The organism is Novosphingobium sp. (genome assembly GCF_040398825.1).
GTDB lineage: Bacteria > Pseudomonadota > Alphaproteobacteria > Sphingomonadales > Sphingomonadaceae > Novosphingobium.
This window is the reverse complement of the sequence record NZ_JBBATI010000047.1, coordinates 12,295-27,286: the sequence shown is the minus strand read 5'-3', so window position 1 is coordinate 27,286 and position 14,992 is coordinate 12,295. Positions and strand designations below refer to the sequence as shown.

Genomic DNA, 14,992 nt, shown 5'->3' with positions numbered 1-14,992 from the left:
CAGGTGCAGGCGCCGTCGCCCACATGTCCCTTCATCTATCAACAATGTCAAAGAAGCGCCGACAACATCAGGCGGACAACCATCCCCCCCCGATTTTTCTTTCGAGGAAGAGATTGTCCGTCTATGTCAGCGACCGAAGCGGTTGGGAGCCGGTAAAACCGGGCCACTCCCCCTCGGTGAAGCCGCCTATATGGGGGGTGTTCCGGACGGTCAACGGGATTTTGCATTTTTTTTGCAACACTTGCACGAACCCGCAGATTTCCGCGGGTTTCAGGCACGCTTGGCCAGACCGGGATTGCTGCAAGCCCGGAATTTGCCAGCGGCAACGCCGGTTTTTGGCCCGCGAGTCGGATTCGGATGCCCGATTCTGCGTGCCTGACCCAGCTGTCGGGGCATCGCTGCACCGATATCGCCGCCATGGCGCCGCAGGACACGCTTTGTTTACGACGAATGGCCTAACCTTATGAACACGGCCACACTTCTGGTACATTGCCCTGCCCGCGCGTGTTTGCGCTGGCGCTTCTGGATGAGACATGCAGCCTTTCGCACCCGGTATCAGTGTGGCGATGAGTGTCTATAACGGCGAACGCTTTCTGGCCGCGGCAATCGACAGCGTGCTGGCGCAGACCTGTCCCGATTTTGAATTCCTGGTGATGGATGACGGGTCGACCGATGCTTCGCCCGCAATCCTGGCCGACTATGCCGCGCGGGATCCGCGCCTGCGTGTGTTTACGCGGCGGAACCGGGGCCTGATTGCCAGCCTGAATGAATTGCTGGCCCTGGCACGCGCTCCGCTGGTGGCGCGCATGGATGCCGATGATGTCTGCCTGCCCGACCGGTTTGAACAACAGGCGCGGTTCCTGGGCGAACATGCAGAGGTCGGCGTCGTGGGCACCTGGACCGAGGACATCGATGAAAACGGCGCGCCCTACCCGCTTCATGTCGCCGATCATCCGCTCGATCACGCCGGCTTTGTGGCGGCGGTCGTTACCGGGGCGCTGTTGCTGTGCCATCCGGCGGTAATGTTCCGGCGCGATCTGGTGCGGGATGTCGGTGGCTATCACCCCGCGTTCCGCCATTGCGAGGATCTGGATCTGTGGCTGCGGTTGGCATCGGTCACCCGCATTGCCAATCTGCCGCAACGGTTGCTGCGCTATCGCCACTACAGCGGGCAGGTGTCCAACCGCCACGCCACCGAACAGCAGATCAATGCCGCAATTTCACGCCTGGCCTATGCCGAGCGCCGGGCCGGGCACACCGATCCCACCGTGGCGCTGCAGGTCATGCCACCGATCGATGATCTCGACCGGCTGTTTGCGCGGCCCGGCACGGCCCGCGCGGTGCGCGCCCGCGTCGCGCCGGCGCTGCTCTATTCCCGCGCTGCGCTGTGTGGCGACGGGTTCCCCATCCTGTGCCGGTTTATCCGCGAAGGCGGACGGCGCGATGGATTGTGGCGCACGGTCGTGCGGCTCACGCTGTTTGGCGCGCCGCTGCGCGCGCTGCGCCTGGCGCTGCTGCTGGCCGCGACCACGCTGAATGGCCCACGCGCCCGCAATGATCAGACGTTGGTGGCACAATGACCGAAACCGCCGCACCTGGCCCTGCCGAACCCGCCGCGATGAGCATTCGCGGGGCCGCGCTGTGGGCCATGGCCGGGCAATACCTGGGCTTTGCCATCCAGTTCGTATCATCGGTGGTGGTATCGCGGTTTTTCCTGTCGCCGGCAGAGGTCGGGCTGTTTTCGATCGCGCTGGCCGCCGCATTGATGGTCAGCGTGTTCCAGGATTTCGGGCTGACCCGCTATGTAACCGCGCTGCACACGCTCGACCCGGAAGAAATCCGTCGCTGTTCCTCGGTGGCGATCCTGTCGTCATGGGGCACCGGCGCGCTGCTGGTCATGGCCGCGCCCGTGCTGGCGATCCTCTATCACACACCCGGGCTGGCGCCGGTGCTGGTGACCATCGCCGCCAGTTACCTGGTATCGCCGTTCTCGGTGGTTCCCTATGCGCTGCTGTCGCGCGCCATGGCGTTCAACCGGCTGTTTGCCGTCAACATCATCAGCGTCGGCGCACAGGCGCTGACCGTGATCGGGCTGGCGGCGGCGGGATATTCGGCGATGTCGCTGGCCTGGGGCATGCTTGCCAACGCGCTGGCGAAGGCGGTGTTGACGCAATGCCTGTACCCCGCGTTGCCCTTTCCGCTGCAGTTTCGCGGGCTTTCGGCGGTGGTGCGGTTCGGATCGCAATCCAGCTTTCTGGCTGCGATCGGCGCCGCCGGTTCGCGATCGGCCGATCTGATCGTCGGCAAACTGCTCAGCCTGACCGCGACCGGGATCTATTCGCGTTCAACCGGCCTCGCCACGCAATTGCGGTCGCTGGTGACCGGCGCGATCGGCAGCGTGCTGTACCCGGCGTTCGCGCGGATGAAGCGACAGGGCGAGGCACTGGATGAGCCCTATCTGCGCATTGTCGGCAGCTTTACCGCCGGCACCTGGCCTACCATGGCCGGATTGGCGGTGGTGGCAGAACCGCTTGTCGATGCACTGATCGGCCCGCGCTGGAGCGCGGTGGCGCCGGTGCTGCGGCTGATCGCGATTGGCGAAATGCTGTTTGAGGCGGTGCCGATGCAGATCGATATCCCCATCCTGTATGGCGCGATCGGCCGGCTGACGTTCCGCAATATCCTCGATACGCTGTCCTCGGTCGTGCTGCTGCTGATCGGCGCTTCGCTGTCGGTAGAGGCCGCTGCCGCATCGCGCATTGCCTATGGCGCGATGTGGTTCGGCATTTACATCAGCTTTGTCTGCGAATTGATCGGGCTGCCGCTGGCGCGGTTGTTCCCGGTCTATGCAAAAAGCGCGGGCGCAACGCTGGCGGCGGTGGCGCCGCTGCTGCTGGCGCGCATGCTGTTGCCGGGTTTTGCGCATTGCGGGCTTATCACGCTGGGGCTGTTGAGCGTGGCAGGCATTGTCTGCTGGCTGGTGGCGCTGAAGGTGCTGGGCCACCCGCTGCAGGACGAAATCGACGGCATGCGCAACCGCCTGACTGCGCGCCGCGCACGCCAGCTGGCCTGACCCTGCCGATGCGGATGGTCTATGCCGTGATGGCCCATGCCCAGCCGGATCAATTGGGCCGGCTGATCGATACCCTGCTCGCCCCCGCCAGCGATGACCGGGTGGTGCTGCACATCGATGCCCGGTCAGCGCTGTGGCGGCAGGGCCGCGCCCGGTTTGCCAGCCACCCCAGCGGCCGGCTGACGCTGGTGGCCGATCCGGCACAGGTGATCTGGGGCCATGCCAGTCTGGTGGAGGCACAACGGCGGCTGCTGCGTTGCGCGCTGGCCGCGCCATTCGACCATTTTCATCTGATCAGCGGCAACGACTGGCCAATCACCACCCGCGCACAGATGGTCGCCGACCTGGCAAACGAAGCGCGCGATGCGGTCTATCTGGATCTGTGGTCGGGCGAACAGGCCAACCGCATGGACGACTGGTGGTTTGATACGCGCCGGATCACCCTGCCCGGATTGCCCGTGATCACCGCCAATGCGCAGCGCGCGCAAACGCGGTTGAGCTGGATCGCATCGCGCTGGGCCCACCGCATCGGCCTCCACCGGCCACGCTATGATGCGCAAGCCTGGCTGAAGGGCAGCGGCTGGTATTCTTTGCCGTGGGACGCGGCACTGGTGCTGGAACGCGAAATGTCGGCGCTGATCGACCAGGGCCGCCTGCGCCTGACCAGTTGCGCCGATGAACATGTTGCCCCCACCGTGCTGGCGCGGCGGTTTGCCGGCCAGATCCGGCCCGCGCGGCGCTATATCGACTGGAGCAGCGGCGGCAATCATCCCCGATTGTTGCGTGGGCCCGACCGCGACGCACTGCTGCACAGCGGGGCGTGGTTTGCACGCAAGGTGGATGCCATGGCGGACGATTTTTTCTATGGCCTGCCCCCGTTTTGAACCCACCGGTTTAAACCCGCAGATGCCGGCCCGCACACCACGGCAAACGCGGTGTGCCGGTCCATTTGGGCTATGGCCCTGCCCCCGATATCAGCGTAATCGCCGTTGGTGAGAGAGGGCAGAGCGCCAATGCCGAAACATCAGCCCGTGGTGGCCACGATCCTTGCCGCGTTGTCATGCGCGCTGATGCCGGCGTGTGTTTCAGCGCAGGCGGTTGAGGCCTCGGCGGCGACCGCCCCGCTCACAACACCAATACCAACACCAGCGCCGCGCGCGCCCTTGCCGGCGTTCATTGCCGGGACCGCCGGCGTGCACGATGTGGTGGGCGCGCCGCATCCCCCGCCCGCCGCTGAAGACGATGTCATCAATCTGGCGCGCGACCGTTATAACCGCATGACCGTGCCGGTGCAGATCGGCGTGGTTACCGCACCATCCGAAACGCGCACCCTGGGCCCGTTTTCATTCCTGATCGACACCGGCGCCGAACGCACGGTGATCGCGCGCACCGTGGCCACTGCCGCCGGCCTGGCCCCCAGCGGGCGCGGCATGCTGGTCGGCGTCGCCGGTTTGCGAGAGGTTGATATGGTCACCGTCGATACGATCACCCTGGGCCAGCGCAATCTGTACGGGGTGGTCACGCCGCTGCTGGATGCCGCCGCGATCGGCGCCGATGGCATTATCGGGCTGGACGGGTTGCAGGGGCAACGCGTGCTGCTGGATTTCGATGGCAACCGCATGGCGATCGGCGATGCGCGATCGCTGGGCGGTGATCGCGGTTATGAAATCATCGTGCGCGCCCGGCGCAAAAGCGGGCAATTGATCATGACCGATGCGCTGATCGACGGGGTGCGCACCGATATCGTGATCGACACCGGGTCCGACACATCGATCGGCAATGCCGCGCTGGAACGCGCGCTGCTGCGCGACCACCAGGAAGCGACGGTACAGCTGATGTCGGTCACCGGGCAGAACGCCACCGCCAATGTCGGGCTGGCCCATGCGCTGAAACTGGGCGATCTGACGCTGAACAACACGCTGATCGCGTTTACCGATGCCCCGCCGTTTGAACGGCTGGGCCTGCGCAAACGCCCCGCGCTGCTGCTGGGCATGGCGCAATTGCGGCTGTTCCACCGCGTGGCGATCGATTTTGGCACACGGCGCATCCTGTTTGCCATTCCGGAGACACCCTCGGGTTTGTAACAGACCCCCCGCCCTGCCTCCCGCGACGAAGAGCACGAAAACGTCCGGGGGACGTTTTCGCTGAGGAGCCGACCACCACAGCATGATGGTATCATTGGTGGTCGGGCTCGCGAGGCGGGGCGGGGGGGCTGTTTCGCGCGCAGCGCGAAAGTGCCAAAGGCACCCACTCGCAATTTGCCGCAAAATCCCTATGTGACGCCCATGCCTCCCGAAAACCCGCACACCGCCCCGTCATCGCCCCTGCCCCGCCACGATGGCTGGCGCACGCTGCAACGGTTCCTTCCCTATCTGTGGCCGCGCGACAATCCGGCGCTGCGCTGGCGTATTGTGGTCGCCAGCGTGCTGGTGCTGCTGTCAACCGGCGTGCAGATGGCGATGCCCTATGCGCTGAAATGGGCGGTCGATGCGATGAACGTATCGGGCCCGCGCGCGCTGCAATTCGTGATGCTGACCGTGCTGGCCTATGCCGCCGGGCGGTTTATCGGCGTGGTGTTCGACAATGTGCGCAACATCGTGTTCGAACGCGTGGGCCAGGATGCCACGCGCAAGCTGGCTGAACACGTGTTTGCCCGGCTGCACCGGCTGTCGATGCGGTTCCACCTGGCGCGCCGCACCGGCGAAGTGACCAAGGTGATCGAACGCGGCACCAAAAGCATCGATACGATGCTGTATTTCATGCTGTTCAACATTGCCCCGACCGTGCTGCAACTGGTGGTGGTGGCGATCATCTTCTGGGTAAGTTTCGGCTGGGGGCTGGTCGCGGCGACCGCGCTGGCGGTGGTCGCCTATATCTGGGTCACCCGCGCGATCACCGACTGGCGCACGCATTTGCGCGAAAAGATGAACCGGCTGGATGGCCAGGCGCTGTCACGCGCGGTGGATTCGCTGCTGAATTACGAAACGGTCAAATATTTCGGCGCCGAACTGCGCGAACAGGCCCGCTATGCCGAAGCGACGCGCGCCTATGCCGATGCCGCGGTTTCCAGCGAAAACAGCCTGGGCCTGCTCAACATCGCACAGGCGCTGGTGGTCAACCTGCTGATGGCGGGCGCGCTCGCCTATACCGTGGTCGGGTGGTGGCACGGCATCTATACCGCCGGGCAATTGGTGTTTGTGCAAAGCTATCTGACGCAACTGTTCCGCCCGCTGGATATGCTGGGCATGGTTTACCGCACCATCCGCCAGGGCCTGACCGACATGGCGGAAATGTTCCGCCTGATCGATACCGAGGTGGAGGTGGCCGACGTGCCCGGTGCGCCCGGGCTGATCGTGAAACGCGCCGCCGTGGCGTTTGACAATGTCGTGTTCGGTTATGACCCCGATCGCACCATCCTGCACGGCCTGTCGTTCGATGTGCCGGCGGGCAGCCGCGTGGCCATCGTCGGGCCATCGGGCGCGGGCAAATCCACCATCGGGCGGCTGCTGTTCCGCTTTTACGATCCGCAATCGGGCCGCATCCTGATCGACGGGCAGGATATATCAAAAGTCACGCAGGCGAGCCTGCGCGCGGCGCTGGGCATCGTGCCGCAGGATTCGGTGCTGTTCAACGACACCATCGGATATAACATTGCCTATGGCCGCGAAGGCGCCGGCGCGATCGAAGTCGAAGCGGCAGCGCGCGGCGCGGCGATCACCGACCTGCTGTCGCGCCTGCCGCAGGGCCTGAACACCGAAGTCGGCGAACGCGGCCTAAAACTGTCAGGCGGCGAAAAACAGCGCGTGGCGATCGCCCGCACACTGGTCAAAAACCCGCCAATCCTGCTGTTTGATGAAGCGACCAGCGCATTGGACACCCGCACCGAACAGGACATCCTGGGCACCCTGCGCGTAATCGCCAGCAACCGCACCACCATCTCCATCGCCCACCGCCTGTCCACGATCGTCGACAGCGACACCATCCTGGTCATCGACCAGGGCCGCCTGGCCGAACAAGGCAGCCACGCCGACCTCCTCCGCCACGACGGTCTCTACGCCGAAATGTGGATGCGGCAGGCCGCGGAGAGCAGCGAAGAGGAACTGGTGGAGGCGGCGCAGTAGGGTCGTCGGTCAAATGCATGCAGCTATTGACTGCGGTATTTGCAACATACGCAAGAACTTAAATCCTGCTTACGTCCAGGCCTGCAGCTTTGAGCCGACCGGCGATCTTTCGCATTTTCGAAAACTCAGTGCCGTACGTCGTGCTGATGCCTAGTGCCTCACAGAATTCCTTTCCCGTCATGCCCTGGAGTTCATCCGCGTATTTAATCATCTGGAGATGGAGCTCTGCGCTGTAGCTGTTGCGCGGCGAACCATCGATTGCCGCTTTAATTATCCCGATCGTGTCGATGACGGCCACAATGCTTGCTCCTTAAAAAGCGACGTGGGCAACCGGGTAGCCTCGTATTTAGCTTTATGCAATTAGATTATTGCTACGCGAGCGTGCTGTAGCATAGCTTGCATGAGAGTTCCCGGCACGGCATGCGATAATGAGCGCTCAATCAGGCGGGGAGTTCCGGGGGAGTTCGGTGGACAGTATATTGAATTTTCAGACCTTCGCTGGCCGCACCAGTTGCCTGTTGCCAGCGATCGTTTACGCAGCGCCCTGAATTCGCCAGTTTAGCCATTATCGCTGCGGTCGAACGGATTTCCAATCTCCACTCTCACCCCGAACGCCTCAACGGATTGGCCGTGGTGCATGTCTTCGCTCCACACCCGCACGCAACGCGCTTTGCCCGCTGCCGCCAATATCTGGGCATCGTAGATCGTGTAGCCCGTTCGTGAAGCAATGGCCCGGGCCTGTGCTTGCACATCGACCGTCAACGGCACGATGTCGCACAAGCCACTGACCGTATCGATGATGTCTTCGATTTCTGCCCATGAACGCCGCGTCTTGCGCCTGGCTACGTTGCAGATTTCGGCAAGAACCTGCACGGAAATCGTTGGACGGTTCGCCAGCAACGCACCGGCACGATCGGCCTTGGCGTCATCGGTACTGAACACATAGCACAAGACATTGCTGTCCAGAAAGTCGCCGCTAGCGGGCATTGGCCTCAAGCCGATCAAACTTGAAATCCGCAGGCAGGCTGCCACGGTATTTCTTCAGCCGTTCGATCAGTTCCGCAGAGGTGGGTTTGCGCTGGATTGCGAATTCACGTTCGTCGGCGGCGACAATCGTCACATGATCGCCCTCCTTGAGATCGAGCGCCTTCACCACGGAGGCTGGCAGGCGCAGGGCGAGCGAGTTTCCCCAACGGGCGACTTGCATGGACATTCCTCCGTTTTCCGACCCGATACTAACCGAAAACGTATATCATCACAATCCATGGATTTTGCCATGACAGGGCATTATGTGTTGCGCCGCCGGAACGCCGCCCCCTATCGGCCCACCAAGCCGGCAAGCCCCAACACCATCCCTGCCCCACCAACCTTCGTCCTCCCGACCTTGAGCCGGGAACCCGCTGCCTTTTGAAGGCCAGGGGGTTCCGGGGACGGTAGGTTTCCGGAGGGTTCCGGGGGAAATATATGGAATTCAGCGCGCTTTGCTGGTCTGAACAAGCCACCTGCCATGCTCGTCCTGCGGCGCCGGAGATCGGCGGCGGTTACTTTCTTTTGTAATAGCTTTCGCGCGTGTTGCTCCACACCATCTGGCCCACACCCGCCGCCGCCAGCAACGCACCCCACACCGCCCACTGCTTGTCGTTGGCCATAAAGCTGTCGAGAAAGGCAATGTTGAATCCCTGCAGGATCCAGATGCCGCCCATCATCACCATCGCCAGGCCAATCAGGCTGCTGATGGCGCGCATCACACCATGGAAAATTTCGGTCATGTCATTTCCTTTCCGACGTCGCGCAGACAGTTTCAGCTTTGTTCTCGTTTGATTTTCTACGATCGAAAAGTCAGCGCAACCCCATTCATGCAAAACCGCAGACCGGTCGGCTGGGGCCCGTCGTTGAATACGTGACCAAGATGGCCGCCGCAATCACTGCAGACAACCTCTGTCCGGTTTGAACCGAAGGAATGATCCGGGCGGCGGATGACGGCATTGGGCAGCACCTGCCAAAAGCTGGGCCAGCCGGTATGGCTGTCGAACTTGGTGGCAGAATCAAATGCTTGCTTTGAACAGCCGGCGCAATGGAAAAAGCCTTTGCGGTGTTCGTTCAGCAACGGGCTGGTAAAGGGTGTTTCGGTGCCTGCCTGGCGCAGGACGCGATAGCTGGCGGGGGACAGCATTTTTTGCCACTGCGCGTCGCTGTGCTGTATCGGAAATACGCCTGCGGGCGATGCGGCAGACTTATGCGTCAGCGCGTAACGCCCCGCCAACACCAGCGCCACAGCGCCAACGCTGGCCATTCCCATGAATTCACGCCGATCCATCTCGCACCCTCTCGGGAGCTCCGCGGACAGGCGAGCTCCAGGAACACGATACGGAATTTTGCCGAGCTTTGTTAGCCCGAACGAACCGGTTGTTACGCCCGCACTGCGCTACCGGGTTCCGCCCGAATGCAATCAGCTGGTGGCAAAGGGCGGGACTGGCTGTCCATTGCTGGCGATTTTCCAGACCTTGGCAAACCACTGTTTGCGCTCTGCCAGGCCGTTCAGTCCGCCGTTAATGACCAGCGTGATCCGCCGGATGTTGTTTGCGTCGGCCACAGCGTTCAGATGGCCGTCATTCCATTCCTGCAACGCGGGCAGAAAGATGTGCGACGGGTCGACAATCAGCGCCGGGTTCGCCTCAAGATTGACGCCGATACGGGTCCCCATCGCGCGGTACGCGGCGCGGCCGGTGGTTTGCAGCGCGCCGCCGCCGCGGTACTTATACCCGTCGCCGGCACTGGTATTGCCCAATTCCTTGGCCTTTTTGGGATTGCCCAGCCCGTACACGCGTTCACCCAGCGCGACCGGGTTGTGCAACAGCCCTGGTGCCTCTTCCGCCGTGATCGCCGCCGAATGGTTGCCGACGCCGAATATCTGCAACAGCCGGGTCTGGGTCGAATAGCTGAGATTTTCGAACAAGACCTGGCCTGCGCCGGTTTCATGCAGCACTTGCGCAAGAAAATGCGACGTTCTGAGCGGGCCGTGAATGCCGAAATTGTCAATGGCGGTCATCGCCAGCTTCAGCCCGGATTTGTAATTGTCCTTCGCATTGGGCGCGACATCGGCATAAAGTTCGTCAATTTTCATCAGCCCAGCCCTGTGACTATGACCAACCAACACGACTGGATTCGGTTATTACAATATCGCGCATTTGAACAGATGTCATCGCTTTTGTGTTGTTGCACGCGACGTAGAAATATAAACCATTTCATGTGGATAGCGAATGGCGCGTGCATTGCTCCACGGGGCGATTGCGCGCGTCGATCGCGGTGATAGGCTGCCGTCTCACACACCTGGGGGATCGGGAACATGTCGCAACTGGCGGGCACAGACGGCGTTTTGCCCGATGCGGGGGTGGTGCCACATCATTTGCGACGCGAAGTGCTGGGGCATCCGGCCGGGGTGTGGGTGATGGCCAGCACCGAATTCTGGGACCGGGTGTCGTTCCACGGCATGCAGGCCATGCTGACGCTGTATATGGCGGATGAATTGCTGCGGCCCGATCGCGTGGGCGGGGTGGCGGGGTTTGGCACCTATCGCCGAATGATAGAAACGCTGACCGGGCCGCTGTCGATAGAGGCGTTGGCGGTCGAAATTTTCGGGCTGTACAGCGCGTTTACCTATCTGACGCCGATCATGGGCGGCTGGCTGGGCGACCGGGTGCTGTCGCGGCGCTGGGCGGTGGTGCTGGGCGGGCTGGCGATGACCGCGGGGCATTTCGCGATGGCGTTCGATGCGACGTTTCTGGTCGCGCTGGTGCTGCTGAATGTGGGCGCGGGGCTGTTTCGCGGCAATCTCAGCCCGCAGGTGCGCGCGTTGTACGCCAATGGCGATCCGCGCGCGGCCGATGCGTTCCAGATCTATTACATGATGATCAACATCGGCGCATTTGTGGCGCCGCTGGTGACGGGCGCGCTGGCGGCGGCGTATGGGTGGCATGTCGGGTTCGGCTTTGCCGGGGTGGGCATGGCGCTGGGGCTGGTGGTTTATGTGGCGGGGCTGTCCTATCTGCCGCCCGATCCGGTGCGCCGGGGCCGGGGCCAGCGGGTGCCGGCGCCGCCGCTGACGCGGGCCGAATGGCGGCGGATCAGCGCGGTGCTGGCGATCTGGCCGGTCAACGTGGCGTTCTGGATCGCGCAGACGCAGATCTGGAATGTCTATAACCTGTGGGTGCGCGATCATGTCGCGCTGAAACTGGGCACGTTTTCGGTGCCGATCCCGTGGTTTACCGCGTTGGACGGCATCGCGCCGCTGGTGTGGACGCCAATGCTGCTGGCGCTGTGGTCACGGCAACGGGTGGCGGGCACAGAGGCGGATATCCTGACCAAGCTGGCCACCGGGTGCATGATATTCGGCGGGGCGACAATGATCCTGGCGGTCGGGCCATGGCTTGGCAGCGGTGGTCGCGCGCCGATCGGGCTGCCGGTGGCGTTTCACCTGTTGTCAAACCTGGGGTGGTGCTTTGTCACCCCGATCATGCTGGCGTACCATGCCGATGCCGCGCCCGATCGCTGGCGCGGCACGATGCTGGGGGTCAATGTGCTGGCAATATTTGTGGCGCAACTGATCACCGGCAACATGGGCGGGTTTTACGAAAGCGTCAGCGGTTTCACGTTCTGGTCAACCACCGCAGCGATCGTCGGCGGGGCGGGCGCGGCGCTGCTGGTGGTCGCGCCCCTGTTGCGCCGGATCAGCCGGCCTGAATCGGCACCGGCACCCGTGCCTGCCTGAACCGCGTCAGCCGACCAGTTCGTGCCATAACACGGCCTGCGCCACCTTGATGCAGCCTTCGCCCGCATCCCAGGTCATGGTGGGCGATCCGTACAGCCGCCAGCCCTGGGCCAGCGCCTCTGACACGCGTTCGCAAAAGGCGCGGTCGTCTTTGCCAGTCAGCAGGCGATAGGTCGGGCGGTCATCGGGGGTCTGGTACATGGGGGCACCCTATCACCCGGGCACGCCGTCTCCAACCGGTTCATCATCATCGGGCGCGGTCAATTCGCCGCGGCGCAGCCACAGCAGCACCGGCACCAGCATTACCGCGCATCCCGCCAGGCTGACCCCCGCGTCCATCCAGAACGACCCGGCAACATTGCCCGCCAGGTGATAGCCATAGCCATCGAGCGCCTGCATATAGGCATAGGGCACCAGGATCGCCGTGGTCAGCAGCCCGAATTGCGATGCCGCCAGTGGGCTGCCCCGCCGGATGGACCCGAAAATAATGGCATTCTGCGACACTTGCGCAAAAGATTGCGCAACATTTTCGCCGACCACCGCCAGCAGGTAAACCGGGGCAGTATGCGGCAGGCCAATCACCAGCGCAGTAAACACCGCGCCCACGATGCCGATCCCCAGGTACAACAGCGGCGCCGCCATTCGCCCCAGGCACCAGCGCGCAGCCAACGCGGATAGCATGCCGATCACCGCGACGCCCAGCCCGTTGGCCACATCGACCATCTGCGCCGAGGCATGGAAATCCGGCCCCATCCCGCCAAACGCATTGGTCAGCGTAAACGCCGCGCAGGGCATCACGAACATCACCGCAATGCGCAGGACCAGCGGCTGGCGGATCAGCACCGACAGATCACGGGCCAGCGCGCCAAAGCTTTCGCGCACCGCCTTGCGCCCCAGATCGGGCGAGGGAATGATCCGCTGCAACGCCAGCGGCACCAGCGCGACCAGGCCCACCGCCACCGGCCCCAGCGGCGCAGGCAGCGCGGTGACCAGCGTATATTGGCACAGCGCACCCATACCGAACCCGACCCCGTTGCCGATGGTAAACCACGCGCCAATCGTTTCATCCATATCCTTTGGCAGCGCCGCGCCCAGCCATCCGCCCAGCGACGTGGTCAACATGACCAGTGTCAGCGCGTCGGCCATCATCAGCGGCGCGACCAGCGGCCCGGTTGGTGGCACGGCCAGCATGACCGTGGTCAGCACCGCCCCCAATATGCCCAGCCCCCGCGACCAGGCCCGCCGGCTGACCATGGTATCCAGCACCGGCGCAATCAGAAAAGTCATCAGCGATGCCACCCCGGCCAGCGCGGTCAGCCCGGCGATGACCGGTTCGCCCACCCCGTGCGCGGCCATGACCTGTGGCATCGTCACCAGCACCCCGGCATAGCAAAAGCCATAGGCGGAATTGCACAAGCCCATGGCCCAGACGAACCGGGGCGCGGCGCGGGTCAGATCGTTCATGCGGTTATTGCGTCCCCTGCCCGCTGGCCCCGCACTGTGTCGCTGCCGCCCGGCCATACAACGCGCTTGCAGCCCCGCCCGCAACCGTTACGCATTGCCAGACCACAAAAAAGGTGCACGCACAGCATGGCCCAATCGATCGACGTTGTATCGGAAGACCCGATCGAACCGGTGGATCGCTTTGTCACGACCCAGCGGCCCGGGCCGCTGGGCCATCCGCGCGGGCTGTGGGTGTTGAGCGGGACCGAGCTGTGGGACCGCATATCGTGGCACGGCATGGTGTCGATGCTGGTGCTGTATATGACCGGCGAACTGCTGCGGCCGGACCGCGTGGTGCATGTCGCCGGCTGGACCAGCTATCACGCCATGCTGACGCGGACGTTTGGCACGATGAGCGATACCGCCATCGCGACCCAGACATTTTCACTGTATTTTGCGGGCATTACGTTTTTGCCGCTGATCGGCGGCTGGCTGGGCGACCGGGTGATCACCCGGCGCACCGGGGTGACCATCGGTGCGCTGACGATGACGCTGGGCCATTTTCTGATGGCGTTTGATGCCACGTTTCTGGCCGCGCTGGTCGCGCTGATGCTGGGTGCGGGCCTGTTGCGCGGCAATCTTTCGCCGCAGATCCGCGCGTTGTACGCCGCTGGTGACCGCCGGCTGGGCGAGGCGTTTCAGGTCTATAACATGGCAGTCAACCTGGGCGCGTTCATCGCGCCGCTGGTGTGCAGCACGATGGCCAAATATTATGGCTGGCACGCCGGGTTTGCGGTGGCCGGGTTCGGCATGCTGATCGGGCTGGTGTGGTTTCTGGCCGGATCGCGTGATCTGCCGCCGCAACCGCCGCGCAGCGATCCGCGCGCGCATGCGCCGATGACCGCCGCCGACCGCCGCAATATTGTGGCGCTGCTGCTGATCTGGCCGTTTTCGGTCGCATTTTGGTCCAGCCAGGCGCAAATCTGGAATGTCTATAACCTGTGGGTGCGCGACCATGTCGATATGACCGTCGGCAGCTTTGCCGTGCCGGTGCCGTGGCTGCAATCGCTGGATGGACTTGCGCCGGCGGTGTTCATCCCGCTGCTGCTGTTCACTTTTCGCGCGATGGCGCGGCGCGGGGTGGAACCCGACATCCTGGTGAAAATGGCGTGGGGCAGCCTGCTGTTTGCCACGACCATGTTGTTGCTGGCAGCGGCGCCGCTGTTTTCCGCCGCGGGCGGGCGCGCGCCAATCTGGCTGCCGATCGCGTTCCACCTGGGATCAAACGCCGGGGCGGCCTGTTTCGCGCCCTATGTGCAATCGCTGTTTGCCGCCCGCGCGCCCGAACGCCTGCGCGGGACAATGCTGGGCGTCTATGCGCTGTCGGTGACTGCCGCCAGCCTGATCAGCGGGCCGATGGGCAACTGGTACACATCGGTCACCCCCACGCAGTTCTGGATCGCCTCTGCCGGGTTCGCCGGGATCGGTGGCGCTCTGCTGCTGCTGATCGCGCGGCCTTTGCGCCGCTGGATGGGGCCGGACAGCGAAACCGCGCCGGTGTGATCGCGGTCCGGCCAGCCAGCCCGA

Annotated in this window: 15 protein-coding genes; 7 read left to right on the top strand and 8 right to left on the bottom strand. The window is 63.7% G+C overall.

Annotated elements, in window-relative coordinates:
- The first annotated feature begins 533 nt into the window (after positions 1-533).
- From ABWP89_RS17095 to ABWP89_RS17075, 5 genes are all read left to right on the top strand, one after another.
- Positions 534-1,580 carry a glycosyltransferase gene (locus tag ABWP89_RS17095; RefSeq protein ID WP_353230835.1) on the top strand — a complete coding sequence of 349 codons (1,047 nt, stop codon included), beginning with the start codon at positions 534-536 and terminating at the stop codon, positions 1,578-1,580.
- Positions 1,577-3,073: an oligosaccharide flippase family protein gene (locus ABWP89_RS17090; RefSeq protein WP_353230833.1), complete on the top strand. Its 1,497-nt coding sequence runs from the start codon at positions 1,577-1,579 to the stop codon at positions 3,071-3,073. Before ABWP89_RS17095 ends, ABWP89_RS17090 begins: the two co-directional genes overlap by 4 nt.
- Before the next feature lie 8 nt (positions 3,074-3,081).
- Positions 3,082-3,957 carry a beta-1,6-N-acetylglucosaminyltransferase gene (locus tag ABWP89_RS17085; protein ID WP_353230831.1) on the top strand — a complete coding sequence of 292 codons (876 nt, stop codon included), beginning with the start codon at positions 3,082-3,084 and terminating at the stop codon, positions 3,955-3,957.
- Positions 3,958-4,086: 129 nt separating this feature from the next.
- Positions 4,087-5,157 carry an aspartyl protease family protein gene (locus tag ABWP89_RS17080; protein ID WP_353230829.1) on the top strand — a complete coding sequence of 357 codons (1,071 nt, stop codon included), beginning with the start codon at positions 4,087-4,089 and terminating at the stop codon, positions 5,155-5,157.
- A gap of 201 nt (positions 5,158-5,358) precedes the next feature.
- Positions 5,359-7,194 (top strand): ABCB family ABC transporter ATP-binding protein/permease, encoded by a 1,836-nt coding sequence (locus ABWP89_RS17075; RefSeq protein WP_353230845.1) that lies wholly within the window; start codon positions 5,359-5,361, stop codon positions 7,192-7,194.
- Between the two features lie 58 nt (positions 7,195-7,252).
- On the opposite strand, the gene ABWP89_RS17070 is transcribed toward ABWP89_RS17075, so the two are convergent.
- The 6 genes from ABWP89_RS17070 to ABWP89_RS17045 form a co-directional block, all read right to left on the bottom strand.
- Positions 7,253-7,492 (bottom strand): HTH-like domain-containing protein, encoded by a 240-nt coding sequence (locus tag ABWP89_RS17070; RefSeq protein ID WP_353230827.1) that lies wholly within the window; start codon positions 7,490-7,492, stop codon positions 7,253-7,255.
- A gap of 260 nt (positions 7,493-7,752) precedes the next feature.
- Entirely contained in the window at positions 7,753-8,181 is a 429-nt protein-coding gene (locus ABWP89_RS17065; protein WP_353230843.1) for a PIN domain-containing protein, read from the bottom strand.
- Positions 8,171-8,401 (bottom strand): AbrB/MazE/SpoVT family DNA-binding domain-containing protein, encoded by a 231-nt coding sequence (locus tag ABWP89_RS17060; protein ID WP_353230825.1) that lies wholly within the window; start codon positions 8,399-8,401, stop codon positions 8,171-8,173. The genes ABWP89_RS17065 and ABWP89_RS17060 overlap by 11 nt, the downstream gene beginning before the upstream one ends.
- Positions 8,402-8,735: 334 nt before the next feature.
- Entirely contained in the window at positions 8,736-8,963 is a 228-nt protein-coding gene (locus ABWP89_RS17055) for a hypothetical protein (protein ID WP_353230823.1), read from the bottom strand.
- Between the two features lie 56 nt (positions 8,964-9,019).
- Positions 9,020-9,511 carry a peptide-methionine (R)-S-oxide reductase MsrB gene (gene msrB, locus ABWP89_RS17050; RefSeq protein ID WP_353230821.1) on the bottom strand — a complete coding sequence of 164 codons (492 nt, stop codon included), beginning with the start codon at positions 9,509-9,511 and terminating at the stop codon, positions 9,020-9,022.
- A gap of 132 nt (positions 9,512-9,643) precedes the next feature.
- Positions 9,644-10,318 (bottom strand): glycoside hydrolase family 19 protein, encoded by a 675-nt coding sequence (locus ABWP89_RS17045; RefSeq protein WP_353230820.1) that lies wholly within the window; start codon positions 10,316-10,318, stop codon positions 9,644-9,646.
- A 222-nt stretch (positions 10,319-10,540) separates the two neighbouring features.
- Here ABWP89_RS17045 and ABWP89_RS17040 point away from each other — a divergent pair, with 222 nt between their 5' ends.
- Positions 10,541-11,962 (top strand): peptide MFS transporter, encoded by a 1,422-nt coding sequence (locus ABWP89_RS17040; protein ID WP_353230818.1) that lies wholly within the window; start codon positions 10,541-10,543, stop codon positions 11,960-11,962.
- Positions 11,963-11,968: 6 nt separating this feature from the next.
- Here ABWP89_RS17040 and ABWP89_RS17035 read toward each other — a convergent pair whose 3' ends face one another.
- Positions 11,969-12,163 carry a DUF1737 domain-containing protein gene (locus ABWP89_RS17035; RefSeq protein WP_353230816.1) on the bottom strand — a complete coding sequence of 65 codons (195 nt, stop codon included), beginning with the start codon at positions 12,161-12,163 and terminating at the stop codon, positions 11,969-11,971.
- A 12-nt stretch (positions 12,164-12,175) separates the two neighbouring features.
- A complete protein-coding gene (locus tag ABWP89_RS17030) occupies positions 12,176-13,426 on the bottom strand; it encodes an MFS transporter (protein ID WP_353230814.1) in 1,251 nt (416 codons plus the stop codon).
- Positions 13,427-13,552: 126 nt separating this feature from the next.
- On the opposite strand from ABWP89_RS17030, the gene ABWP89_RS17025 reads away from it, so the two are divergent.
- Positions 13,553-14,968, top strand: coding sequence for a peptide MFS transporter (locus ABWP89_RS17025; protein WP_353230813.1), 1,416 nt, complete (start codon positions 13,553-13,555; stop codon positions 14,966-14,968).
- The last annotated feature ends 24 nt before the right edge of the window (positions 14,969-14,992 follow it).

Bases quoted from the DNA above. Each gene is read 5' to 3' on its own strand.
- ABWP89_RS17095 (WP_353230835.1), top strand. From the start codon at position 534: ATGCAGCCTTTCGCACCCGGTATCAGTGTGGCGATGAGTGTCTATAAC.
- ABWP89_RS17090 (WP_353230833.1), top strand. From the start codon at position 1,577: ATGACCGAAACCGCCGCACCTGGCCCTGCCGAACCCGCCGCGATGAGC.
- ABWP89_RS17085 (WP_353230831.1), top strand. From the start codon at position 3,082: ATGCGGATGGTCTATGCCGTGATGGCCCATGCCCAGCCGGATCAATTG.
- ABWP89_RS17080 (WP_353230829.1), top strand. From the start codon at position 4,087: ATGCCGAAACATCAGCCCGTGGTGGCCACGATCCTTGCCGCGTTGTCA.
- ABWP89_RS17075 (WP_353230845.1), top strand. From the start codon at position 5,359: ATGCCTCCCGAAAACCCGCACACCGCCCCGTCATCGCCCCTGCCCCGC.
- ABWP89_RS17065 (WP_353230843.1), bottom strand. From the start codon at position 8,181: ATGCCCGCTAGCGGCGACTTTCTGGACAGCAATGTCTTGTGCTATGTG.
- ABWP89_RS17060 (WP_353230825.1), bottom strand. From the start codon at position 8,401: ATGCAAGTCGCCCGTTGGGGAAACTCGCTCGCCCTGCGCCTGCCAGCC.
- ABWP89_RS17055 (WP_353230823.1), bottom strand. From the start codon at position 8,963: ATGACCGAAATTTTCCATGGTGTGATGCGCGCCATCAGCAGCCTGATT.
- msrB (WP_353230821.1), bottom strand. From the start codon at position 9,511: ATGGATCGGCGTGAATTCATGGGAATGGCCAGCGTTGGCGCTGTGGCG.
- ABWP89_RS17045 (WP_353230820.1), bottom strand. From the start codon at position 10,318: ATGAAAATTGACGAACTTTATGCCGATGTCGCGCCCAATGCGAAGGAC.
- ABWP89_RS17040 (WP_353230818.1), top strand. From the start codon at position 10,541: ATGTCGCAACTGGCGGGCACAGACGGCGTTTTGCCCGATGCGGGGGTG.
- ABWP89_RS17035 (WP_353230816.1), bottom strand. From the start codon at position 12,163: ATGTACCAGACCCCCGATGACCGCCCGACCTATCGCCTGCTGACTGGC.
- ABWP89_RS17030 (WP_353230814.1), bottom strand. From the start codon at position 13,426: ATGAACGATCTGACCCGCGCCGCGCCCCGGTTCGTCTGGGCCATGGGC.
- ABWP89_RS17025 (WP_353230813.1), top strand. From the start codon at position 13,553: ATGGCCCAATCGATCGACGTTGTATCGGAAGACCCGATCGAACCGGTG.